Origin of the sequence: Acinetobacter sp. KAM396, assembly GCF_021602765.1 — a bacterium.
Lineage (GTDB): Bacteria > Pseudomonadota > Gammaproteobacteria > Pseudomonadales > Moraxellaceae > Acinetobacter > Acinetobacter towneri_A.
In genome coordinates this window covers 1-22479 of sequence record NZ_BPPH01000016.1, presented here as the reverse complement: position 1 = coordinate 22479, position 22479 = coordinate 1, and the positions used below count along the sequence as shown (strand labels likewise).

Sequence of the window (22479 nt, the reverse complement as noted above, 5' to 3'; positions counted from 1 at the left end):
TCCTCGCGCACGATATCATAATAAAATACTTGACTAATTTACTCGGGATTCTTACAATATCCATATCTAGTCTAATCATGTGTATCGAATCATGCGCTTAACAACTCGCGGTCGCTACGCAGTGACTGCTCTACTTGATTTAGCTTTGCAGCCAACTGAACAAACGATCACGCTTGCTGAAATTGCAGCACGTCAAACTATTTCTGTTGCTTATCTTGAGCAGTTATTCGCAAAACTTAAGCGCCACGGCTTAGTGTCTAGTGTTCGCGGTGCTAACGGTGGTTACCATTTAGCACGTAGTGCAAATGAAATCACTGTGCTAGAAATTATTGAAGCCGTAAACGAAACTGTTGATGCAACCCGTTGCGACCATAAAGGCAACTGTCAAAATGGTGCAATGTGTTTGACTCACGATTTATGGCAGGAACTCTCCCATCATATTGCCGACTATCTCGCTAAAATCTCACTTGCTGACTTAGTTGCGCGTGACAACGTACAAACTGTTGCCATTCGCCAGAACACAGCACCGTTTGATTCAGCTCTTTTATCGGTTACAGGTATTTGACATGAAACGTCCAATTTATCTTGACTACGCAGCAACCACTCCTGTAGATCCTCAAGTTGCAGAACGCATGATGGAGTGCCTGACTTTTGATGGGACTTTCGGTAATGCCGCTTCTCGTTCGCACGCTTATGGCTGGCAAGCAGAAGAAAAAGTTGAATATGCACGTGAACAAGTTGCGAACTTGATCAAAGCAGACCCACGTGAAATCGTGTGGACTTCTGGTGCAACAGAATCAGATAACCTTGCACTAAAAGGCGTAGCGCAATTCTATGCGTCTAAAGGCAAACACATTATTACCTCTAAAATTGAACACAAAGCCATTTTAGATACCTGCCGTGAGCTTGAATCTGAAGGTTTTGAAATCACCTACTTAGAGCCACAACCACAAACAGGTTTAATTACCCCTGAAATGGTTGAAGCAGCAATTCGTCCAGACACCATTTTAGTATCATTGATGATGGTGAATAACGAAATTGGTACGATTACCGATGTCGCTGCAATTGGTGAAATCACCCGTGCAAAAAAAGTCTTCTTCCACGTCGATGCTGCGCAAGCTGCAGGTAAAGTTGAAATTGATTTATCTACCCTAAAAGTAGATTTAATGAGCTTCTCTGCACACAAAATCTATGGCCCTAAAGGGATTGGTGCGCTATTTGTACGCCGTAGCCCACGTGTACGCTTAAAAGCACAAATGCACGGTGGTGGTCATGAGCGTGGCATGCGTTCAGGCACGCTTGCAACACACCAAATTGTAGGCATGGGCGAAGCATTTGAACTTGCAGGCAAAAACTTGGCTTCTGAACAAGCCCGTTTACGTGTATTGCGTGACAAACTTTGGAATGGCTTGAACACAATGGAACAAGTATTCCTAAATGGTCACCCAACGCTAAACGTTGCCAACTATTTAAACGTGAGCTTCAACTTTGTTGAAGGTGAATCTTTAATGATGTCTCTTAAAGATGCTGCAGTATCTTCAGGTTCTGCGTGTACTTCAGCAACCTTAGAACCATCTTATGTATTACGTGCATTAGGTCTTTCAGACGAACTTGCACACAGCTCAATTCGTTTCAGTTTTGGTAAATACACCACTGAAGAAGATATTGATCATGTCCTAACTGTGACTAAAGCAGCAGTTGAAAAGTTACGTGAACTTTCACCGCTTTGGGATATGTATAAAGAAGGGATTGACCTTTCTAAAGTAGAATGGACTGAACACTAATTCATCCCAAATCTAATGGCTTTGACAGGAAGCCATTAGATTGATAAAGGTAATTTCACCCCCATATTTATATTAAGGCTGACCCCGAGGTTTGGAGAAGCGACATGGCTTATAGCGATAAAGTAATTGATCATTACGAAAACCCTCGTAATGTTGGCGTTTTAGACAAAAATGCTGAAAACGTTGGTACAGGTATGGTGGGCGCACCTGCATGTGGCGATGTAATGCGTCTGCAAATTCAAGTCAATGACGAAGGCGTGATTGAAGAAGCACGTTTCAAAACTTATGGCTGTGGTTCTGCCATTGCTTCAAGTTCTTTGGTTACTGAGTGGCTTAAAGGAAAAACTTTAGATGAAGCACAAGCGATCAAGAACATTGATATTGCAACTGAACTTGCCCTTCCACCAGTGAAAGTACACTGCTCTGTATTGGCAGAAGATGCAATTAAAGCTGCTGTAGAAGACTATCGCAGCAAAAAGACCAAAGCTTAATTTATTAAGTTTTATGGAAAAACAAACGGAGTTTTCATGATCAATTTAACTGAAAATGCTGCAACTCATATCAGCAATTATTTAAAGAATCGCGGTAAGGGTCAAGGTATTCGCGTTGGTGTGAAAACTTCAGGCTGTTCTGGTTTGGCTTATGTACTCGAATTTGTAGATGAAGTCGATACGCACGACCAAATGTTTGAACAGTTTGGTGTTAAAGTTTTCGTTGATCCAAAAAGCCTAGTTTACCTAGATGGCATGGAAATGGACTATGTCAAAAATGGTTTAAACGAAGGTTTTGAGTTTAACAACCCCAATAAAAAAGGTGAATGTGGCTGCGGTGAATCGTTCACGGTATAACCGCCACTTCCCTCTTTTTTGCTTAAAACAGTGTACAATACACTGTTTTAATTGCATTTATGCAGTCAATTTTGCACACTAATCGCGGATTCCATCTCCCATGAATCATTTTGAGTTGTTTAATCTTCCTGTTGCACTCGATATTGATTTCGCTACTTTAAAAGCTGAATTTTTAAAGCTACAGCAGCAATATCACCCCGACAAAGCCGAAGACAAAGATGAGGCATTGATTAAATCTAGTGAAATTAATCAGGCATTTAAACAACTTTCTGCGGTAGATAGTCGTGCTGCATATTTGCTCTCATTGAAAAAGCAAGATTATCATCTCGATCAATCCATCCATGATTTTGAATTTTTACAAGACGCCTTGGAAATTCGTGAGCAATTGGATGATGCTAGTTGTGCCGAAGACTTAAAGTCTTTAAAAATTGAAGTACAACAATGGGTTGATGGTTTAGTCCGTGAATTTAAAATTGACTATGCCGAAGAAGATTGGGCAGAAGCGCGTGACACTGTGCGTAAATTACGCTTTTTCATGAAAGTTATGGCTGACCTAGACAAAGCTGAAGATCGTTTTCTTGATGATGACAGTTTTGATTTAGACGATGATTTTTAATTTTAGTTTGTATTTTAATATTTAACGGGCAAAGGATTTTACATAATGGCGCTCTTGCAAATTGCAGAACCAGGTCAATCAAGTGCACCGCATGAACATCGCATTGCGATTGGCATTGACTTAGGCACCACTCATTCATTGGTTGCCACAGTTCTTTCTGGTAAAGCTAAAGTCTTGCATGATGAGCAAGGTCGCGTGCTACTGCCTTCTATCGTCCATTATGCAGCGCAAAATACACATTATGGCAATGCTGCTGTGCCATTTATCACTACAGATCCTAAAAACACCATTGTTTCAGTCAAGCGTTTTATGGGTCGTTCTAAAGCTGACATCAAATTTCAACATCCATATACGTTAGTGGGTGAAAACAATCAAATGCCTGCGTTTGAAACAGCTCAAGGACGTAAAACGCCTGTTGAAATTTCTGCAGAATTGCTTAAACAACTCAAAGACCGTGCAGAAGCCAGCTTACAAAACCCTGTAAATGGTGCCGTGATTACTGTACCTGCATATTTTGATGAAGCGCAACGTCAAGCTACACGTGATGCTGCCGAACTTGCAGGTTTAAACGTATTGCGCTTATTGAACGAACCAACTGCAGCTGCTGTAGCTTACGGTTTAGATCAAGACACCAACTTAGCACAAGACCGTAACTATGTGATTTACGACTTGGGCGGTGGTACTTTTGACGTTTCTATTTTACGTTTCTCTCAGGGTGTTTTTGAAGTTTTAGCTACAGGCGGTCACACTGCTTTAGGTGGTGACGACTTAGATCGTCTGATTGTAAAATGGGCAAAAAAACAGCTGAATATTGAAAGCTTGGATGATGCAGAATATGCACACTTTATTGTGTCTGCACGTAAAGCTAAAGAAGCGCTCAGCAATGCAGAAAATGTTGAATTAAAACTGTTAGAACATACGCTGCAATTAGACCGTGCAAACTTTGAAAGTATTATTCAAGTTGCTTTGGATAAAACCATTAGTGTTTGCAAACGCGTATTGCGCGATGCCAAACTTGAACTAGACGACATTCAAAATGTGGTTTTAGTCGGTGGTTCAACACGTTCTTATGCTGTACAAAAAGCTGTACGTGAAGTGTTTAATCAAGAACCATTATGCACGATTAACCCAGACGAAGTGGTTGCAATTGGCGCGTCAATTACCGCCAATCAACTGATTGGTAACAGTAAAGATGGTTCATTACTCTTAGATGTTACCCCACTGTCTTTAGGTTTAGAAACCATGGGCGGTTTGGTGGAACGTTTAATTTCACGCAATACTGCAATTCCTGTAGCACGTCGCCAAGAATTTACCACTTATCAAGACGGTCAAACTGCCATGCTCATTCATGTGGTACAAGGTGAACGTGATTTGGTAGAACATTGCCGTAGCTTAGGTCGTTTTGTGCTGCATGGTATTCCACCAATGACTGCGGGTCAGGCGCGTATCGAAGTTACCTTTCAAGTCGATGCAGATGGCTTACTTAGTGTTTCAGCCAAAGAAACCACCTCTGGTGTAACTGCGAATATCGATATCAAGCCATCTTATGGTTTATCTGAAGCAGATACCGAGCGTTTGCTGCTAGATGGTTTCAAATATGCAGAAGAAGACAAGCTATTGCGCCATTTGCATGAAACCAAAGTTGAAGCACAACGTGAACTTGAAGCTTTACAACAAGCCTTAAAGGTGGATGCACAACTTTTAAGCTCAGAACAGTTGCAAGCTTTAAATAATGCCAAAGCGCAGTTAGAAGCCGAGTTGACTGGGCAAGACATTAAAGCCATTGAACATGCTGTTGAACAGCTTAAAATACACAGTGATGCTTTTGCTGCGCTTCGCATGAATCAACATATTGATGCAGCACTCAAAGGCACTAAACTCGATGACTGGTCAAACTCAAACTAATTTAAGGTAAAGATTATGCCACGTATTAAAGTACTTCCACATGCGCAATTCTGCCCAGAAGGTGCTGAGTTTGAAGTCGAACAAAATGCCAACTTATGCGAAAGCTTACTTGAAAATGGCATTAAAATTGAACATGCTTGTGATATGTCTTGTGCATGCACGACCTGTCACGTTGTGGTTCGTAAAGGCTTTGACAGCCTAGAAGAAATGGATGACGTGGAAGCAGATTTATTAGACCGTGCTTGGGGCTTAGAGCCTGATTCACGCTTATCTTGTCAGGTGAAAGTGGTCAATGAAGACTTGGAAGTTGAAATTCCAAAGTACACCATTAACCATGCTTCAGAAAATCATTAATCAGAAAATGATTCTAAATCTAAAAAACTGCGTTACTACGCAGTTTTTTTATTGCACAACTTCAGCTTTAAAAAGCTTGAGGATTTAAAAGTTAAACTAAATCAGTCTGATAAGAAATTTTAGTGTTTTTCAGGAATATGCGTTTTGGCAATTTCTTGAACAGGTGCATGTTCAATAACTTCATCCTCAAGATTGAGTTTTACAATCCCCTGTGAGTTGGTCAATTTTTGCTGGGTTTGAATTCTTTTAATCATTTTTTCTAATACGGTAATGAGTTCAGGATATTCAAAATTCTGCACTTCATCCAAATTTAGCAACAAATGGAAGCCTTTATACTCGTAGTCAAACCAACGCTGATAATCCGACTTGCTGGCCGCATATTTTTCCATCACTTGCCAAGTTTTTACAGGGCCTTGAATCCCCTTTAAAAAGATCGGTGCTTTTGGCGCACACAAATAATCATTTTTAATCAGTTTATAAGTATCATCTGAAAGTAAAATTTCATCGACTTCTGCAGCACTTTGTAAACGTGCGGCTAAGTTAGCATCACGTCCAACAATGGTATATGCCATACGATGTGCTGCACCGTAGTTCCCAACGTGGCAATATCCTGTACTGATACCCATACGAATATGTAAAGGTGGATAACCCATTTTGACCCAACGCTCGCGTAACAATTTCATTTGCTGACGCATTGCGATTGCCATGTCTACACAAGTTTTAGCATCTTGCTCAACGCCTTGCGAATTTGGATCGCCAAAGAAAATCAGAATCGCATCACCCATGAATTTATCTACCGTCGCTTCATATTGTTTGGCAATTTCGGTCATGTGGCTTAAATAATCATTGAGTAAGAATGCTAAATCATCTGGAATCAGTGTTTCAGAAAGCTCAGTAAAGCCTTGAATATCTGAAAAGAAAATTGTCAATTTTTTTCGTTTATATTCGATTTTCGCTTCCGACTCGCCCTTCATAATGGATTGCCATAATTGTAAAGGTGCATAGCGACTTAGTTGATTGGCAAATTCTATATATCGATTCATTTGCCTATAGTAATGATCTTTTTTTGCCATAGTATAGCGAATACGACGTGCTTGATACGCACTGCCCATTCCAAAATAAAAAATCATACATAAAAAAGCTAAAATCGTAAGCTCACTACTGCTTTGTTGAAAATATTCGTTAAAACCAAAAATAAAAATATTACAAAAATAAAAAACTGTGACACCCAATAAGGAAGCGAATGCCACCCAAAAAGAAGAAACTTTAATATAAATCGCGGTATATAACAGGGCAAATAAAGCAGCAAAAGTAAGTACCAAATTCAGTTGTACCGCAGACAAACATGCCGCAACCACTACAGTATCAATAATAAACAGGATATTACGCTTAACTTGACGACTATATTTATATTGCAGCCAACGGGAAAATTTAGGAATAATCAGTAATAAAAAAGTGAGAAAAAATGGAAGATAAATTTGATAATTGGTATCGGCGTAGGTGTAGTGATAGACCACCATCATTAGGGATAAACTTGCATACCCGACTAATCGATGTAGAAATTCGAATTGTTGAGGATCTCTTTTCATCCAATTGTACATGAATAACGCGGCCTAATTCGATTTTTGGATTAAAAAGCCACGCATGCTGCGTGGCAATTAATTCAATTAATCCATTCGCCAGTCAAATGGCATATCGCCTTGCCCACGCAGAGCAAGCATTAAGGTTTGACGCATGTGAGCCAAAACTTCATTGCTATATGGTACAGCTGGGGTACCCCAAACAGGTTTAGGCCAAGCTACATCATTTTGATAACGCACGACATGATGAAAATGCAATTGTGGAACCATATTACCTAAAGCCGCCACATTCATTTTATCGGCACGAAATACGCGTGATAATTGGCTAGATAGCCAGCTGGATTCACGTAAAAATTGTTCTTGGTCTGCCTGACTTAATTCGTATAGTTCTGTAACCCCTGGCACACGTGGAATTAGAATTAACCAAGGGAATTGCATATCATTCATTAAACGACATGTTGACAGAGGAAAGTCGCCTACAAAAAAAGTATCTTGAGCAAGTTGTGGGTGCAAACTAAACATATCTTTATAAATGACGCAAATTGTAATGATGACTAATACTATCACATCCCCAGTACACTGAGTATCATTCCCATCATGTTTCCATGTAAATAAAGTGCAATTTTAACCAAATTCATCATAAATAATTTTCATCATAGAATCAGAGGTTTCTTAGAAATTTTTCATAATTTACTCATGTGTTATTTAGGTAGATTTGCATTTTTCAACTCAGCTGTGCAAAGTTTTAAGCAGGTTGTTTAATAGATCGGCAATAAATTGAATCCGCTTTTCAGCATCTTGCAACATCACCATTACTTTTAAACGCTGCCCACCATCCATACGGAAATAGGTCGGTTGTTTTTGCATCATTTGAATGATGCTCATGGCTTGCACAGGCGTATCGGGTGAAAATTCGATATGACCACCATTTGTGCCAATATCAATTTTAGTGATGCCCAACTGCTCTGCTTTTAAACGCAATTGATGCACCGCAAAGAGTTGTTTCACCGCTTGTGGCGGAATACCAAAACGGTCAATCAATTCCATACGGATATGATCAAGCTTTTCTTGAGTATCGGTATTACTAATGCGCTTGTAGAATAATAAGCGCTGATGCACATCGCCCAAATAATCATCTGGAATCAAAGCAGGCATGTGTAGGTTGATTTCTGCAGTTAAAGACAATGGCGCATCGAAGTTAGGTGTTTTACCCTTTTGAATGGCTTTGGTGGCTTTTTCTAGCATTTCCATATACAAGCTATAACCAATGGCTTGCATTGACCCACTTTGTTGCTCACCCAGTAATTCTCCCGCACCACGAATTTCCAAGTCTTCGGTTGCTAACATAAAACCAGCCCCTAAAGTTGAGGCACGCTGAATGGCATCCAAGCGTTTTTCAGCATCACCTTTTAAGCCTTTAATAGATGGTACAAGCAAATACGCATAAGCTTGGTGATGCGAGCGCCCGACACGACCACGTAGTTGGTGCAACTGCGCTAATCCGAGTTTATCTGCACGTTCAATTAAAATGGTATTGGCATTTGGGACGTCAATTCCTGTTTCAATAATGGTCGAGCAAACTAAGACATTGTATTCTTTATGATAAAACTGCTGCATGACTTGCTCTAATTCGCGTTCTCGCATTTGCCCATGTGCGACTGCAACGCGCGCTTCTGGTACCAATTCACGAATGGTTTCAGCACTGCGTTCAATAGTTTCCACTTCATTGTGCAGGTAATACACCTGACCACCACGTAACAATTCACGTAGAATGGCTTCTTTCACCGTATCGCCTGTATGCTCTTGCACAAAGGTTTTGACCGCTAAACGGCGTGCAGGTGGTGTGGCAATAATGGATAAATCGCGCATACCGCTAAATGCCATATTTAAGGTACGTGGAATTGGCGTTGCGGTTAAAGTCAGCATATCCACATCGGCGCGCAGCGCTTTAATACGTTCTTTGTCACGCACTCCAAAACGATGTTCTTCATCGACAATCATTAAACCCAACTGCTTGAATTGAATATTTTCTTGCAGAATTTTGTGCGTCCCAATCACAATATCGACTTTGCCTTCAGCTAAATCTTCAATGGTTTTTTGATGAGATTTGCTTGAACCAAAACGCGATAAGACTTCAATACGCACAGGCCAGTCGGCAAAACGGTCTTTAAAAGATTCATAATGCTGTTGTGCCAACAATGTTGTTGGAACCAATACAGCAACTTGTTTGTTGTTCTGTACCGCGACAAATGCAGCCCGCATGGCAACTTCAGTTTTACCAAAACCAACATCACCACAGACCAAACGATCCATTGGTTTTGCCAATTGCATATCATGTAAGGTCGCTTCAATTGCATTGGCTTGATCTAAGGTTTCTTCATAAGCAAAGCCACTGGCAAATTGCATATAAAGACTATGATCCAATTCAAAAGCGAAACCTGGTTTAGATTGGCGACGTGCCTGAATATGCAGCAATTCGGCCGCCACATCATGAATTTGTTCCAAAGCTTTGCGTTTGGCTTTATTCCACGCATCTGTGCCTAATTTATGCAAAGGCGCAAGGTCTGGGTCACCTCCGCTATAACGGCTAATCAAATGCAAATTGGTAACAGGCACATACACTTTTGCAGCATCGGCATAATCGAGTTGTAAAAACTCATGTTCTTGCTCATCAATGCTTAAAGTAATTAAACCTGCATAACGACCAACACCATAATCAATATGTACCACAGGTGCGCCTATGCTTAACTCGGTCAAACTACGAATTAAAAACTCTTCTGAAACTTCCTGCTGACGTTTACGACGGCGCTGCACCACGCGATGTTCATACAGCTGATTTTCTGAGATTACACTCAATTGGTCTTGAATGACCAAGCCGCGGTCTAAAGGTGCATGGGTAATCGCAATAGCTTGTAAAGACTGCTGAAAGGCCTCAAAACTCTCAACTTGTGGAATTTCACCTAAAGCTGCACGTAATGCATCTTTTAATGTTTCACGGCGGCCTGCACTTTCTGCCACCAATAAAACAGGATGATTGGCGGCATCAATATATTGCTTAACGGCATGAAAGGGTTGCTCTTGTTTTGGATCAACCGCTAAACGTGGTGGTGCAAGCGTGCTTAAGTTCACCACACCTGCTTTTTGCTCAAAAGCTTCGGGGGATGCAATCACACGTCCAAATTGATTCAGTTGTTCTAATAATTGATTCGGTTGTAGAAATAATTGTTCAGGCGGTAAAATTGGTTGGTCGATGTTATGACGTCTGTCCTCATAACGATACAGCACATCTTTCCAAAATTGAGTTAAACCGTCATCGATCGCCTTATCTGTAATGACAATGCAATGCTTTGGTAAGTATGAAAATAGTGTATTTTGGCCTTCAAGCTGAGCCTGAGTGAAAAATAAGGGAGAATAAAACTCTAAACCAGGCGATGCAATGCCTTCTAGCACATCCTGATATACAGGGTTTTTCTTCGGATTTGCTGTTGGGAAACTTTCTGCATAGCGGTCACGGAAAATCGCACGACCTTCTTTTAAAGGAAATTCTTTGGCAGGTAAAACCGTAAAATTCTGCAAGCTTTCAGTGGTTCGCTGCGTTTCTGGATCAAAAAACTTTAAGGTTTCAACTTCATCATCAAATAAATCAATACGGATGGGTGCTTCTTGTCCCGAAGCATAAATATCCATAATACTGCCACGCACAGCGAACTCGCCATGATCATAGACAGTATCGACCAGATGATAGCCTGCTTGTACTAAACGCTGTTTTTGTTGTTCCAAAGCAAACTTTTGCCCAACACGAATATCAAAATGCTCACCCAACACCCATGAGGTTGGTGCAACACGTTGCGCTAAAGTGGTCGCCGACACCAATAACACGCCTTGCTGTGGCATATTGGATAAAATCGCCAGACGCTCCGACACAATGTCTTGATGTGGTGATAAGCGGTCATAAGGCAAAATTTCCCAATCGGGGAAAATGGTCGGTTTTACCCCGTAAAATTCTAATTCACTTTCCAACTGCGCCAAATGTTGTTGATTGCGCGCAACAATCACAAATAAATGCGGGTTCTGCTGACCAATTTCTTTAAATAATAATGCTGCGGCAGAACCATGTAGATTACCAATCCAGCGTTTTTCGCCAGCTTTCAGTTGAGCTAAATTGAGTTGGGAAATTTCGTGTTGGAACATGTATATAGCTTTAGGGTCTTAACAACATGGGACTTATACTAGCACGATGAATTGACGGTTTTGCGTAATTTTTTCATCCTGAATTGCATCGTTTTAATTGCAACATTTTATAAAACAGCGTGCTTTAAAGTTTGATACACGCTCCGCTTTACTTTTGATCTCGTAAAAACTGTCGATAATAATCATTCAATTTTTTTACAATCGCTTTAAATTCCTGTAGGTTTTCTTCGGTATTGCCAAGCAATGTATTAAAACGCTGTTGCGCAATTTCAAGATCAATTTTTTCATTGATAATCATGGCAGTAGAATACAATTGCGCTAAATCATCAAACTTTTGCATACGTCGGTTGGATAAATAATTTAAACGCGCTGCTAAAACATTGTTAAGCACAATACCATCGACAATATAGCCTTGTTCTACATCCCATTGAATTTTATGTGCTTCTAAATAGGCAATTTCTTCGAGATTGGCTTTATTTTTAAATAGCCCTGTGAGTTTGCTGAACATTTTGAACCTATAAATTGGCGAAATCAAAGTGAATGCTGCAGAGTTTAAAGGCTTCACTAAAATAGATGCAACTAATTGGGGTGATTTATGATCACTTGATGTTATAAATCAGTGGTTTAAGCCCTCATTGCTTAGGCTGTTTATACTGATGTATATTTTTACATCCTGCTAAATGCAAAAAGCATCTTGAAGATGCTTTTATAACAATCAAAAAATGACTTAAAGCTTATTTGCCATAAGTTTGTTGCAAATACTTCACAATCTTGGCCGATTCAAAAAGCTGAGTCTGGGTATTTGGATCGATTAAAAATGGGACTTGAATATTATCACCCATAACTTTTAATACCTGCTCACGCTTACCACCTGCCAGTGGCACATATTTACCCGGTTTTAAACGTAATTTTGCCAAACCCTGATCTTGCCAACGCTCTTTGGCTACATTATGAAATTTGAATGGCAACTCCAGTTCAGTCAATACACCACGTACCACACGTGTATAAGGACTTCCCTCAAAACCCCACAGCTCAATCAGTTGTTCAGGTGCAGCGCGCTCTACAATTTTCTGGTTAATCCACACACCACGTGCACCATTCAATAAGGTGCCAGCAAGCGCCACATAAGGAATTTTAGGAAAATGCGCATATTTTTTTGGCGTTTTTTCACTTTTACCATAATGTTTGAATAAATGATGAATGATCTGCTGTGATTCATAGAGGTGATCACCTGTATTTTCATCAATTAAAAATGGAAACTGAGTTTTACCGCCCAGTTGTTTCACTAAAGGTCGATATTTTGTGCCGCCTTTAGGACATGGATAAACTTGATAATCCAAATTTAACAAGGTCATGACTTCACGTACACGACGGCAAAATGGTGAACCTTCAAACTCATATAACTTTAAGGCTTTTTCGGGTTGCTTGGGAAACGCAGTCCCATTCACGCCACGCCCACCCTCGGTAAGCATAGATGCGATTGCCTGAATGACTTTAATTTGATGATGCACCATTTTGTTTTCCTTTTGATGTGCTTAGCAATTTGATGACTGCGCCATCAAACCGCTTATAAATCGACCAGCTTTTCCTTTGCTACAATAATACCGTTGTTGTCGGCATAGACATAATCGCCAGAATTAAAAGTGACTTGTCCGAAATGCAAACTCACATCTACTTCACCCACGCCTTTGCGGTTACTTTTTTGTGGAATTGAAGCCAAAGCATGTACGCCTAAATCAAGTGCTGCAATTGCATCGACATCGCGCACACAACCGTAAATAATCACTCCATTCCAGTGATTTTTCACTGCAGATTCAGCAATCAAGTCTCCCATCAAGGCACAGCGCATAGATGCCCCACCATCTACTACCAAAACCTTGCCCGTACCATCGGTTGCCAATAACTCTTTTACACGCGAGTTATCTTCAAAGCACTTTACAGTCACAATTTGACCACCAAAAGTTTTACGTGCACCGTAACTTTTGAAAAATTTACCATCCAAAGATGGAATCACCACTTGAAGGTCATGTTTTGGATGGTCATCTAATAAGTCACAAGTTACGAATGGTACTGTAGACACGTTGTTCCCCTTTTACTTGGTTTTTTGTATTTGTAAATTATCATAAATTTGAAATTTATGAATTTGCGATTGCGCCGCCTCGACCATAGTATGAGCCACTTGTGTAGCGCTTACTGGCTTATATCTAAAATGATCGGGAATAAATCGTGATATTTTAAGATACAGCTTTTGCCCTAAATCTTCTAAACGCCGTTGTTCATTGCGCTCACCCAATAATAAAGATGGACGCAACATTGATACTTTGTCTAAATCCAAGCTTTCAATATATTGCTCTAATTCACCTTTAACACGGTTATAAAACAATTTTGAGTTAGCATCAGCGCCTAATGCACTGATCAAAAGATAATGCGTACCCTTTGCCTGTAATAATTCGGCAAAATGTGCATTGATAGTATAGTCCACGGCATAAAATGCTTGCTTTGAGCCTGCTTTTTTTAAGGTCGTACCTAAACAACTGAATGCATGGCTATAACCGCTCACATCTTCATCATTGAGCAATAAAAAATCTTCGAGTAATAACGTCTGGACTTTTTCTAAGCGATTCAATTCAGGACAAGACCGACGCAAAATCACGGTGATGTTTTTACATTCAGACAGCTGATTCAGCTGTTTAACCAATTGCTGCCCAACTAAACCATTCGCACCAATTACAATTGCATTTTGAATAAAATTTGTCATTTTTTAAACAATCTCTGAGGCTTAAAGCTAATCTACCTGTTTCTTTCCGATTTTTCTGCAGCTAAAATGTTGTCAAAGCATGTCAAGACTTGACTTAACTGTCTAGTTTCATCAAAATATGGCACTTGTTTACGGGCTGGTGATAATTCTTCTGATGTTGGTTTTCGGAAGTAATTGCAGCCCGCCCAGACCAATCTATTTCAAGGAGTGCACGAGTGGCAAACTCTGCTCAAGCTAGAAAACGTGCTCGTCAAAACGTTAAAGCACGTAAACACAACGCAAGCTTACGTTCTATGGTTCGTACTTATTTAAAACGCACAATCGCTGCTATTGCTGCAGGCGATTATGCGGTTGCTACTGAAGCTTACAAAAAAGCTGTTCCAGTGATTGACCGTATGGCTGATAAAGGCATCATCCATAAGAACAAAGCAGCTCGTCATAAGAGCCGTTTAAACGCTCAAGTTAAAGCTTTAGCTTCTAACTAAGTGTTAAACAAAAGAAGCCCTTTAGGGCTTTTTTTGTGCCTGCTATTTCGCTTGCGCTTCCAACTGCTTCTGAAAATTAGGCATTTCAACTTTCTTAAAGCTTCTTAGCCATGAGTACGAGCAATTTTTACCGCAGGTTGAATACTATCGCTATATTGCGGAATATTCAGTGTCGATAATAGCTTCTCGGCTTGATGGGCTTTATGCCTTCAACGCTCTACTTAAACTTTCTGACGAAATTGCGAAATATCTAAAGTGTGAATCTGACCGCGCCAAATCCATTTTAACTTAGATTCTAAAAACTCATCGCCTTCAAACCAAACAAATAAACCTTCCATCATGTCTGGCCAATCGGCTTGCGTGACTTCATTGCGTCCAGAAATTACCGCGATAATTGCGGCAAGAATCGTATCGTGACTCACAGCTAAACTGAGTCCGTATTGGTTGGTTGGATGGGTGTTATAAATCAACTCAAGAACATCCACTACACCATGAATCGGATGTTTCATGCCTGGCAAGGCATTGTTCACAAAACTATTGATAAAGCCTAAAGCACCCTGTTTCTGAAAGTATGGACCTGCCTGCTTGATATCAAGTACAAAGCTTCCAGGTTCAACCAATAATCCTTGTTCTATAATTTCAATGTGATGGGTATTGGGTTCAATGGTTATACCATCTGCTCCACGAATCATTAAAGCAGCCGTATCGACACAACGCTGAATAGGACTTGAAATACAGTGTTGAATCACTCGATCTGTATTTCCAACCAAGTAGCCTCCCCATGCTTCGGCTAAATCACGGCCTTGCTCGGTCAACTGCAAATTATATCCAGCCAAACCCTGACCCACGACAATTTCACGAATAGAATGACGGGTAAACAAAGTCACAGGCGTCTGAGCATCAGGCAATAAATCAATTGCTTTAAGCATACTTGCAGGGAGTAGTTCTAATGCCATGATCTAGCCAAAATTTTAACTTGGTTCCTTGACACTATACCATGTTCAGCACTTTGCTCAATCTGACTTGGCCATAAGTCCAAGTGCTTGTAAGGCAATCATTTTCATCTGTGTATTTTTATAGGCGATAAAACCACCATTTAGCAATGTGTCGCGCTGATTGTATACAAATGCCCGCCCCTGCAAATCGACCAATCCGCCACCTATTCGTTCCAACAAGCATTGTCCTGCACTGGTGTCCCACTCAGAGGTCGGATGAAAACGCGGATAGACATCGACACGATCTTCCAAAATCATGCAGAATTTATAAGCACTCCCTGCTTTTACTTCTTCAAAATTGGTCAACTGCGCCAAGCATTTTAAATAGTCTGCATAGTGTGACTTTTTTTGACTGCTGTGGCTTAAACCAATTTTTAGAATTGAAGATGTTACCGTTGGTGCTGGCTGATAGAGATACCACTGCTGATTTAAAATTTGATATTTCAATGGCATACCCTGTTCAGGGCAAAAATAAATAGTATGCTCACCGGGTACTGCAAGCACGGCAAAAGTTGTTAACGCTCCACAAATTAAACTTAAATTAATGGTAAATTCTGGTCGTTGATGTAAAAACTCTTTCGTGCCATCTAAAGGATCCAGCAACCAAAACTTCTGCCATTGCAGGCGCTGATCTTGTTCACCTTCTTCTGACAATACAGGTAAATTGGAGATTTCTGCCAAAGCCTGCATTAAATAATAATTGACCCGATAATCAGCTTGCGTAACAGGAGATTCATCAATTTTCTTTTCGACATCAAAAGCAGCACCTGAACAGTAATCTTGAAATTCCTGATTTAAAATTTCACATGCCTGCTGCATGATTGACAACAACTGTAAAATTAAAGTATGCGTTGGCGCCGTTGTTTTTATAAACATAACTATCCTTTTTAGACCGTATCTAAAGGTCTAACTTTTCATTACTTTCATAAAAACATTGTAATAAAAATTACGGCTGATACGTAGCAAAAAACTCAGTCTCTTAATATGCTAAATCAAGACTTTAAGTTTCAAAGGAATTCATTTTTTACATGAATTTTATTTATTCAGTGCTAAGTTAATTAATTCTTAAATGGATCAGATAAGCTTTTTTTGAACATGGAAAAAGTGAGTGCAGCACTGACCATTAATAAAATTCCCACAATAACCAAATAAGTTTCGCCACCAACAAAACCAAAAATAATTGCAGCAATACCCAATAAACCCAAAATAGTGGTAATGGCAATTCCTAAAATAGACATCACAATTCCTTATAAATTTACTTAATGATGAAAAATTGACATTATTCTCAGGGATCGCTCTGCGATATTCATGCATCTTTTGATAGTCAAAGCGTAACATTTGAGCTTGCTTTACAGCATTTATATACAGAACTTATACTCAAATATACCAGTCACATCCTATTTCATTTCACTGAGCTTGCTGAATAGATTAAGTGCAAATTATGACAACTTGATGGATTTGATTAAAACAACTGAAATAACTATGCTTACTCTGTAATAGACTTCTTTCATAATTTTTTAAACCCTCATTCTGCAGCCTTATCCACTTGCGGATTACTCATCATCGTGAACCATATATGCCGCAAGAGAAAGGGCTTTCATTCCTAGTTTTACAAATGATTGATGATCAAATTTTTTCTAAAAAGAATTACAATTCATTCCAAAAAATTCATAGCATTGATTCATAAAAAAGCCCGATCTGCATCAATCTGGTTAAATTTAAAGGTATACAAATTTTACACATAATAAAAACCGACTTAGATTTTAAATCAAAAATCGATCAATCTTTTTCTAGAAAAGTTAACTCCCCCTCATCTGAGGTAATTTTAATTTTCACTTTACGATAACTGCGTTTATCTGGATTTAATGCCGATTCTGAAACATGATGGGCGAATTTCTCATCTCCCATTAAATGCGCAAATAATTTATAACCGATACGCATTTTCTTAATTTTCTTCTTCTTTTTCTCAAACTCATCGAGTTGTTTATCTAAGTGTTTTAAATCTAAATACTGTTGTTCAGCCATTATTAGCTCCCTGATTAAAAAAATTTACCCTTCAATTTCTATGCTTATACAGAAAAACAAATACAGAAATATGTCAAAAAAATTGTTTTTGTGAACGCTACAGTAACTTTCTACAACTGCCGCATCTCATTTGTTTATATGAAAACCTACACAGTACTTATCTATTTAGCCTAACATGATTTGGCTAAAAATCAGACAGTATTTTGAGTTATGCCTCAAGCATGTTTAAATGAGTCTGTTTTATCTGCCTTTTGGCAATTGCTTTATGGTTTAAGGTGTCTAAATGCGCAAAAATATCATCATGTTTGACATGGACGGAACGTTGTTAGATCTCGCTTATGATGATTTTATTTGGAATGAACAATTGCCAATTCGCTATGCAGAATTACATGCCTGCTCTTTAGCACGCAGCAAAGAAATTTTATACGATTTTTATCAAGCACATAGTCACACTTTAGAATGGTATTCCTCACGTTTTTGGACAACCAAAGTCGAGGTAGATATGTTAGCCATGCAACTAGAATATAAAGATCAAGTCACTTTGCGTCCACAAGCCGTTGAGTTACTGGAATATTTAAAAAATAATGGCTATCGTATTTGGCTCACCACCAATGCAGATTGTGCAGGTTTAGACTTTAAACTAGCACATACAGGTTTAACAAAATACTTTGAAGTGATTGTTAGCTCTGAAAGCATTGGTTATGCCAAAGAGCGCGTTGAATTTTGGCAAACATTGCAACAACAACATGCATTTAATCCTGCAGATTGCTATTTTATTGATGACACCGAAAAGGTGCTTAATGGTGCAAAAGCCTTTGGGATTGGACACTTATATAGTATTGCCCAGCCATCTTCAGCAAAACCTACGCGTCAGACTTGTAATTACCCTATGTTGCACCAATTAACAGATTTAATTCCTGTCTTAGAACAATTTGAGGACACTCAAAAATATGCCTAAAACTTCGTCCCACGAAGCCATTGAAACGATTCGAATTGATAAATGGCTATGGGCTGCACGTTTTTTCAAGACCCGCTCTATTGCAAAAGCTGCCATAGAAGGCGGCAAAGTACATCACAATGGCGAGCGCGTTAAAGTTTCCAAAGAAATTCGTGTGGGAACTGAACTGACCATTCAACAGGGTTTTGATAAAAAAACCGTATTGGTCAAGGCATTATCGGGTGTACGTGGCCCGGCACCCATCGCTCAGCAACTTTATGAAGAAACTGAAGTGAGTATTGCACGCAGGGAATTGATTGCGACCCAAAGAAAGTTGCATAATCTAGCACGACCTGATCATCGACCAAGTAAAAAAGACCGTCGTGACATCAGCAAATTCAAACAAGAAAATGATCAGCAATTTGACCAATTTTGGTCATATAATGATGATTAAATAGAGCGTCATAGTTTGTCGCAAAGGCTATGATATAAATAGAACTACAGGAAAATTTCTGTCACTATATCGCATGTGGAAAAGATTGAAGTAAATGCATCCACTTGAGTATATTATTTCGTGACATCGTATTGAGGTTGTAAGATGGATGAGAATAAAAGCAAGGCGTTAAATGCGGCGCTTAGCCAAATTGAAAAACAATTTGGTAAGAACACTGTCATGCGTCTAGGCGACAACACTGTGCAAGCGGTAGAAGCCGTATCTACAGGTTCATTGACCCTAGATATTGCATTGGGTATTGGTGGCTTACCTAAAGGTCGTATCATTGAAATTTACGGCCCTGAATCATCAGGTAAAACCACAATGACCCTGCAAGCCATTGCAGAATGTCAGAAAGCTGGTGGAACCTGTGCCTTCATTGATGCCGAACACGCGCTTGATCCTCAATATGCACGTAAACTTGGTGTAGATATTGACAATCTTTTGGTGTCGCAACCAGACAACGGTGAACAAGCCCTTGAAATTGCCGACATGTTGGTACGCTCTGGTGCAATTGACATGATTGTGGTCGACTCCGTGGCTGCCTTAACCCCTCGTGCCGAAATTGAAGGTGAAATGGGTGACTCACACATGGGTTTACAAGCGCGCTTAATGAGTCAAGCATTACGTAAAATCACGGGTAATGCTAAGCGCTCAAATTGTATGGTGATCTTCATTAACCAAATTCGTATGAAAATTGGTGTAATGTTTGGTAGCCCAGAAACCACAACTGGTGGTAACGCATTGAAGTTCTATGCTTCTGTTCGTTTAGATATTCGCCGTGTAGGTCAAGTGAAAGAAGGCGACGAGATTATTGGTTCTGAAACCAAAGTCAAAGTTGTGAAAAACAAAATGGCACCTCCATTTAAAGAAGCATTGTTCCAGATTCTTTATGGTAAAGGTGTTAACCATTTAGGTGAGCTGGTCGATTTAGCTGTTCAACAAAACATCGTGCAAAAAGCAGGTGCTTGGTATTCTTATCAGGGCGATAAAATTGGTCAAGGTAAAAACAACACCATTCGTCACCTTGAAGAACATCCAGAGCTAGCGAAAGGCATTGAAGCGATTATTCGTGAACAACTACTTACGACAGGTCAAGCAGCGCCTGTAGAAGATAAAGACGAAGAAGAATTCGACTTACTTGATGTTTAAGCATGCGCTAAGATGAACACAAAAACTGGATTAAATAGAACGCTCTACGGAGCGTTTTATTGTATATGGAAGCATTAACATGTCTGAAAATAAATTCCCCAAACTGATTGATTATGCCGCGCTAAAACAAAAATTAGGCGAAGATGAGCAATCATGCAGCCAAACTGAGAAGGCATATTCAGAAACAACGTCTGCCCTGCATTTTACCTCAAATTCTGTGCCTAACATCAATCAACAATACCCTACTTATACTAAAGCCATTGAAGATCAACAGCACAATGAAGACCCTGACGAACAGCAAAGCAAACGCCTAGGACTCACGGGTTCTCGTCTACGCAGCTACGCCTTTGCTGTCTTAACGCGTAAAGAATATTCTAAAAATGACTTAATTGAAAAACTGGCTTTATATGCAGAACATCGTGATGAAGTGATTGAATTAGTCAATGAACTGGCACGTGAAAATTATCAGAGTGATCAACGTCTTGCAGAAATGTTACTGGCTAGCCAAAAGCGGCAAGGTAAAGGGCCAAATCGTATTAAAATGGCACTCAAAAACAAAAAAGTGGATAGCAGTTTAATTTCAGAAGAACTTAAAGAAACTGATTGGACAGAACAAGCCTATCAACTAAAAGTAAAAAAATTCGGTACAGAAGTCGCAAATGAGCCAAAACTTAAAGCCAAACAAATTCGTTTTTTACAGTATCGAGGCTTTGATATGGATGCAATTATGAAAGCAATTCGTAGAAAAGAGCAAGATTTTTAAAATAATGGATATAAGATAAAAATAAGTAAAAGATAAATAGAATTATTATTTTAAAACTGGTGGCAACCCTACCAGCAAGCCTTCGGCACATCATAGTTCCACTACCGCTGCTACCTTCCGGTCCTGACGGGGTTCGTAGAGTACAATTGCGAAGTAACCAGCAGGGCTACCATTGCAAAAACAGAGTATAGAGATTTTTAACAAACTTGCAAGCGTTGTTCTGTATTTACTTTTACAAAGCTATCCAATTGATTATTTTAAAAACAATTGAAGACATTTATAAAATAACGTCACTTAAAACTAAAACTTGGCTATGCTGATATTTCTCAAATGGCTTGCGATGTAAGCTAAAACTTCTTCAGATTACGTTATGAGTCAGTCATATAGAATGACTAAATTTCCTGCCTCATGACTTATATCAGCTAAAAAATATGCGTTGTCGCAAACATAGACGAATGATCATCAGACTCTCAATCAACCATTGTAAAATTATTTTGAGATTCAAATCCTAGATTTACCCACATTGCGCTGTGATTGATGATAAGTTTGTAAAAGCTTATTGCAATTCCACACGCGGACGTTTTAAATGTGGAAAATGACCAATTAACAGATTGAGTCTAAGACCCTTAAGGACTCAGCTACACCAGATTAAGATGGATATTCAATTATGCTAAAAAAGCATGCACTTTGTGCTCTTGCCCTACTGTGCGCAACGCCTGTATTTGCCAATATTCCAATTGAAAGCCATAACCTCAGCCAAAGCAGTGCTGGTTATGCTAATAGCCCTGCAATTGCAACGAGTAATAGGGCAACTGCCAATGTACCCACCAATATCAATTGGCAGTTGATGCAAAAAAACCAGCAACTTGAAAATGACATCCGCCAGTTACGTGGCAAAATTGAAGAACAAGACAATGAAATTGCGCAGCTCAAACATGAATTGCAAAATCGCTATACCGATTTAGATCAACGTCTAGAACTGCTCCAACAAAAAATAGACCCTGAATCTGCTCCTGCCGCTGAGGAGGATAACCAAAAAGATACTGCACCCAGCGCCAGCAACAACCAGTTAAACAAGAATGCCACGCAATCTGTGCAAAATACAACGCATGTGAGTCCAACAGCTCAAGGTTTAAATACCAATATTGAGCTGGAAAAAGCAGCCTATACTGTTGCATTGGATGCCTATAAACAAGGTGGTGCCAAAAAAGCGATTGCACCTATGCAAAACTTTATTAAAAACCACCCAAACAGTGTGTATATCAGCAATGCGTATTTTTGGTTAGCTGAATTTAATTTAGCAATTGAGCCAACCAATTACACCGAAGCCAAAAAGAATTTTGAAATTGTAGCAACAAAGTATCCCCAATCTGCAAAAGCATCAAGTGCCTTATATCGCTTATATAGCATAGCGCAAGATGTAGATCACAAACCTACTTTAGCAGCGCAATACAAAAGTAAAATTCTGAGCCAATATCCAAAGTAAGCGTCCGCTGAACCCCATGCCTATTTTTTAATTTGAGTTGGATTTCCAGCGATGTGGCAGTAATTCTTCAATCTGAGTCACTTTATGTGTCGGCAACCTTTTCAGCA

Annotated in this window: 24 protein-coding genes and 1 other RNA gene; 13 read left to right on the top strand and 12 right to left on the bottom strand. The window is 39.5% G+C overall.

Translation table 11 applies throughout. From position 1 onward, the window contains the following. The first annotated feature begins 91 nt into the window (after positions 1-91). The 7 genes from L6C30_RS09325 (at position 92) to fdx (ending at position 5507) form a co-directional block, all read left to right on the top strand. A complete protein-coding gene (locus L6C30_RS09325; RefSeq protein WP_004976645.1) occupies positions 92-565 on the top strand; it encodes an Rrf2 family transcriptional regulator in 474 nt (157 codons plus the stop codon). A 1-nt stretch (position 566) separates the two neighbouring features. Then, positions 567-1784, top strand: a complete 1218-nt coding sequence (locus L6C30_RS09320; RefSeq protein WP_207973565.1) for an IscS subfamily cysteine desulfurase — start codon at positions 567-569, stop codon at positions 1782-1784. Between the two features lie 104 nt (positions 1785-1888). After that, positions 1889-2275 (top strand): Fe-S cluster assembly scaffold IscU, encoded by a 387-nt coding sequence (gene iscU, locus L6C30_RS09315; RefSeq protein WP_004976649.1) that lies wholly within the window; start codon positions 1889-1891, stop codon positions 2273-2275. A gap of 36 nt (positions 2276-2311) precedes the next feature. Continuing rightward, the gene (gene iscA, locus L6C30_RS09310) at positions 2312-2632 is read left to right on the top strand and encodes an iron-sulfur cluster assembly protein IscA (RefSeq protein WP_004976650.1); all 321 of its coding nucleotides are present in this window, start codon (positions 2312-2314) and stop codon (positions 2630-2632) included. 100 nt (positions 2633-2732) lie between these two features. Continuing rightward, positions 2733-3248 (top strand): Fe-S protein assembly co-chaperone HscB, encoded by a 516-nt coding sequence (hscB, locus tag L6C30_RS09305; protein WP_236095081.1) that lies wholly within the window; start codon positions 2733-2735, stop codon positions 3246-3248. A 45-nt stretch (positions 3249-3293) separates the two neighbouring features. After that, a complete protein-coding gene (gene hscA / locus L6C30_RS09300) occupies positions 3294-5153 on the top strand; it encodes a Fe-S protein assembly chaperone HscA (protein ID WP_236162942.1) in 1860 nt (619 codons plus the stop codon). A 15-nt stretch (positions 5154-5168) separates the two neighbouring features. Continuing rightward, the gene (fdx, locus tag L6C30_RS09295) at positions 5169-5507 is read left to right on the top strand and encodes an ISC system 2Fe-2S type ferredoxin (protein ID WP_004976656.1); all 339 of its coding nucleotides are present in this window, start codon (positions 5169-5171) and stop codon (positions 5505-5507) included. Positions 5508-5626: 119 nt separating this feature from the next. On the opposite strand, the gene L6C30_RS09290 is transcribed toward fdx, so the two are convergent. The 7 genes from L6C30_RS09290 to L6C30_RS09260 form a co-directional block, all read right to left on the bottom strand. Continuing rightward, positions 5627-7108 (bottom strand): adenylate/guanylate cyclase domain-containing protein, encoded by a 1482-nt coding sequence (locus tag L6C30_RS09290; RefSeq protein ID WP_070154512.1) that lies wholly within the window; start codon positions 7106-7108, stop codon positions 5627-5629. 66 nt (positions 7109-7174) lie between these two features. Then, positions 7175-7609, bottom strand: a complete 435-nt coding sequence (locus tag L6C30_RS09285) for an HIT domain-containing protein (RefSeq protein WP_004976660.1) — start codon at positions 7607-7609, stop codon at positions 7175-7177. 207 nt (positions 7610-7816) lie between these two features. Continuing rightward, positions 7817-11278 (bottom strand): transcription-repair coupling factor, encoded by a 3462-nt coding sequence (gene mfd, locus L6C30_RS09280; protein WP_236162943.1) that lies wholly within the window; start codon positions 11276-11278, stop codon positions 7817-7819. A gap of 148 nt (positions 11279-11426) precedes the next feature. Next, positions 11427-11786 (bottom strand): hypothetical protein, encoded by a 360-nt coding sequence (locus L6C30_RS09275; protein WP_236162944.1) that lies wholly within the window; start codon positions 11784-11786, stop codon positions 11427-11429. Positions 11787-12012: 226 nt separating this feature from the next. Continuing rightward, the gene (locus L6C30_RS09270) at positions 12013-12792 is read right to left on the bottom strand and encodes a glutathione S-transferase N-terminal domain-containing protein (protein ID WP_236162945.1); all 780 of its coding nucleotides are present in this window, start codon (positions 12790-12792) and stop codon (positions 12013-12015) included. A 53-nt stretch (positions 12793-12845) separates the two neighbouring features. Further along, entirely contained in the window at positions 12846-13358 is a 513-nt protein-coding gene (gene rraA, locus L6C30_RS09265; RefSeq protein ID WP_019836481.1) for a ribonuclease E activity regulator RraA, read from the bottom strand. A gap of 12 nt (positions 13359-13370) precedes the next feature. Beyond that, positions 13371-14036 carry a nucleoside-diphosphate sugar epimerase gene (locus L6C30_RS09260; protein WP_236162946.1) on the bottom strand — a complete coding sequence of 222 codons (666 nt, stop codon included), beginning with the start codon at positions 14034-14036 and terminating at the stop codon, positions 13371-13373. Between the two features lie 215 nt (positions 14037-14251). Between L6C30_RS09260 and rpsT the strand changes: the two genes are divergently transcribed. Further along, positions 14252-14521: a 30S ribosomal protein S20 gene (gene rpsT / locus L6C30_RS09255; RefSeq protein ID WP_004976669.1), complete on the top strand. Its 270-nt coding sequence runs from the start codon at positions 14252-14254 to the stop codon at positions 14519-14521. A gap of 221 nt (positions 14522-14742) precedes the next feature. Here rpsT and L6C30_RS09250 read toward each other — a convergent pair whose 3' ends face one another. The 4 genes from L6C30_RS09250 to L6C30_RS09235 all read right to left on the bottom strand — a co-directional run bounded on the left by L6C30_RS09250 (position 14743) and on the right by L6C30_RS09235 (position 17541). After that, the gene (locus L6C30_RS09250; protein ID WP_236162947.1) at positions 14743-15477 is read right to left on the bottom strand and encodes a histidine phosphatase family protein; all 735 of its coding nucleotides are present in this window, start codon (positions 15475-15477) and stop codon (positions 14743-14745) included. Between the two features lie 57 nt (positions 15478-15534). Beyond that, the gene (locus tag L6C30_RS09245) at positions 15535-16392 is read right to left on the bottom strand and encodes a 3'(2'),5'-bisphosphate nucleotidase CysQ (protein WP_236162948.1); all 858 of its coding nucleotides are present in this window, start codon (positions 16390-16392) and stop codon (positions 15535-15537) included. Positions 16393-16574: 182 nt separating this feature from the next. Beyond that, complete coding sequence (locus L6C30_RS09240; RefSeq protein WP_019836486.1) at positions 16575-16754, bottom strand: hypothetical protein; 180 nt, start codon at positions 16752-16754, stop codon at positions 16575-16577. 541 nt (positions 16755-17295) lie between these two features. Beyond that, complete coding sequence (locus L6C30_RS09235; RefSeq protein WP_004976684.1) at positions 17296-17541, bottom strand: hypothetical protein; 246 nt, start codon at positions 17539-17541, stop codon at positions 17296-17298. Positions 17542-17824: 283 nt separating this feature from the next. Between L6C30_RS09235 and L6C30_RS09230 the strand changes: the two genes are divergently transcribed. The 4 genes from L6C30_RS09230 to L6C30_RS09215 all read left to right on the top strand — a co-directional run bounded on the left by L6C30_RS09230 (position 17825) and on the right by L6C30_RS09215 (position 20886). Next, entirely contained in the window at positions 17825-18499 is a 675-nt protein-coding gene (locus tag L6C30_RS09230) for an HAD-IA family hydrolase (protein WP_236162949.1), read from the top strand. Next, entirely contained in the window at positions 18492-18932 is a 441-nt protein-coding gene (locus tag L6C30_RS09225) for an RNA-binding S4 domain-containing protein (protein WP_019836488.1), read from the top strand. Before L6C30_RS09230 ends, L6C30_RS09225 begins: the two co-directional genes overlap by 8 nt. A 144-nt stretch (positions 18933-19076) precedes the next feature. Further along, on the top strand, positions 19077-20123 hold the full coding sequence (recA, locus tag L6C30_RS09220; protein WP_004976691.1) for a recombinase RecA: 1047 nt from the start codon (positions 19077-19079) through the stop codon (positions 20121-20123). Positions 20124-20202: 79 nt separating this feature from the next. Beyond that, the gene (locus L6C30_RS09215) at positions 20203-20886 is read left to right on the top strand and encodes a regulatory protein RecX (protein ID WP_236162950.1); all 684 of its coding nucleotides are present in this window, start codon (positions 20203-20205) and stop codon (positions 20884-20886) included. A gap of 66 nt (positions 20887-20952) precedes the next feature. On the opposite strand, the gene ffs is transcribed toward L6C30_RS09215, so the two are convergent. Continuing rightward, an RNA gene (gene ffs, locus L6C30_RS09210) (signal recognition particle sRNA small type) lies at positions 20953-21049 on the bottom strand. A 501-nt stretch (positions 21050-21550) separates the two neighbouring features. Here ffs and L6C30_RS09205 point away from each other — a divergent pair. Beyond that, the gene (locus L6C30_RS09205; protein WP_236162953.1) at positions 21551-22372 is read left to right on the top strand and encodes a YbgF trimerization domain-containing protein; all 822 of its coding nucleotides are present in this window, start codon (positions 21551-21553) and stop codon (positions 22370-22372) included. Positions 22373-22479 lie beyond the last annotated feature (107 nt).

What these genes read in the sequence shown, in the direction of transcription:
- L6C30_RS09325 (WP_004976645.1), top strand. Translation starts at nt 92, where the DNA reads ATGCGCTTAACAACTCGCGGTCGCTACGCAGTGACTGCTCTACTTGAT.
- L6C30_RS09320 (WP_207973565.1), top strand. Translation starts at nt 567, where the DNA reads ATGAAACGTCCAATTTATCTTGACTACGCAGCAACCACTCCTGTAGAT.
- iscU (WP_004976649.1), top strand. Translation starts at nt 1,889, where the DNA reads ATGGCTTATAGCGATAAAGTAATTGATCATTACGAAAACCCTCGTAAT.
- iscA (WP_004976650.1), top strand. Translation starts at nt 2,312, where the DNA reads ATGATCAATTTAACTGAAAATGCTGCAACTCATATCAGCAATTATTTA.
- hscB (WP_236095081.1), top strand. Translation starts at nt 2,733, where the DNA reads ATGAATCATTTTGAGTTGTTTAATCTTCCTGTTGCACTCGATATTGAT.
- hscA (WP_236162942.1), top strand. Translation starts at nt 3,294, where the DNA reads ATGGCGCTCTTGCAAATTGCAGAACCAGGTCAATCAAGTGCACCGCAT.
- fdx (WP_004976656.1), top strand. Translation starts at nt 5,169, where the DNA reads ATGCCACGTATTAAAGTACTTCCACATGCGCAATTCTGCCCAGAAGGT.
- L6C30_RS09290 (WP_070154512.1), bottom strand. Translation starts at nt 7,108, where the DNA reads ATGTACAATTGGATGAAAAGAGATCCTCAACAATTCGAATTTCTACAT.
- L6C30_RS09285 (WP_004976660.1), bottom strand. Translation starts at nt 7,609, where the DNA reads ATGTTTAGTTTGCACCCACAACTTGCTCAAGATACTTTTTTTGTAGGC.
- mfd (WP_236162943.1), bottom strand. Translation starts at nt 11,278, where the DNA reads ATGTTCCAACACGAAATTTCCCAACTCAATTTAGCTCAACTGAAAGCT.
- L6C30_RS09275 (WP_236162944.1), bottom strand. Translation starts at nt 11,786, where the DNA reads ATGTTCAGCAAACTCACAGGGCTATTTAAAAATAAAGCCAATCTCGAA.
- L6C30_RS09270 (WP_236162945.1), bottom strand. Translation starts at nt 12,792, where the DNA reads ATGGTGCATCATCAAATTAAAGTCATTCAGGCAATCGCATCTATGCTT.
- L6C30_RS09260 (WP_236162946.1), bottom strand. Translation starts at nt 14,036, where the DNA reads ATGACAAATTTTATTCAAAATGCAATTGTAATTGGTGCGAATGGTTTA.
- L6C30_RS09250 (WP_236162947.1), bottom strand. Translation starts at nt 15,477, where the DNA reads ATGGCATTAGAACTACTCCCTGCAAGTATGCTTAAAGCAATTGATTTA.
- L6C30_RS09245 (WP_236162948.1), bottom strand. Translation starts at nt 16,392, where the DNA reads ATGTTTATAAAAACAACGGCGCCAACGCATACTTTAATTTTACAGTTG.
- L6C30_RS09240 (WP_019836486.1), bottom strand. Translation starts at nt 16,754, where the DNA reads ATGTCTATTTTAGGAATTGCCATTACCACTATTTTGGGTTTATTGGGT.
- L6C30_RS09235 (WP_004976684.1), bottom strand. Translation starts at nt 17,541, where the DNA reads ATGGCTGAACAACAGTATTTAGATTTAAAACACTTAGATAAACAACTC.
- L6C30_RS09230 (WP_236162949.1), top strand. Translation starts at nt 17,825, where the DNA reads ATGCGCAAAAATATCATCATGTTTGACATGGACGGAACGTTGTTAGAT.
- L6C30_RS09225 (WP_019836488.1), top strand. Translation starts at nt 18,492, where the DNA reads ATGCCTAAAACTTCGTCCCACGAAGCCATTGAAACGATTCGAATTGAT.
- recA (WP_004976691.1), top strand. Translation starts at nt 19,077, where the DNA reads ATGGATGAGAATAAAAGCAAGGCGTTAAATGCGGCGCTTAGCCAAATT.
- L6C30_RS09215 (WP_236162950.1), top strand. Translation starts at nt 20,203, where the DNA reads ATGTCTGAAAATAAATTCCCCAAACTGATTGATTATGCCGCGCTAAAA.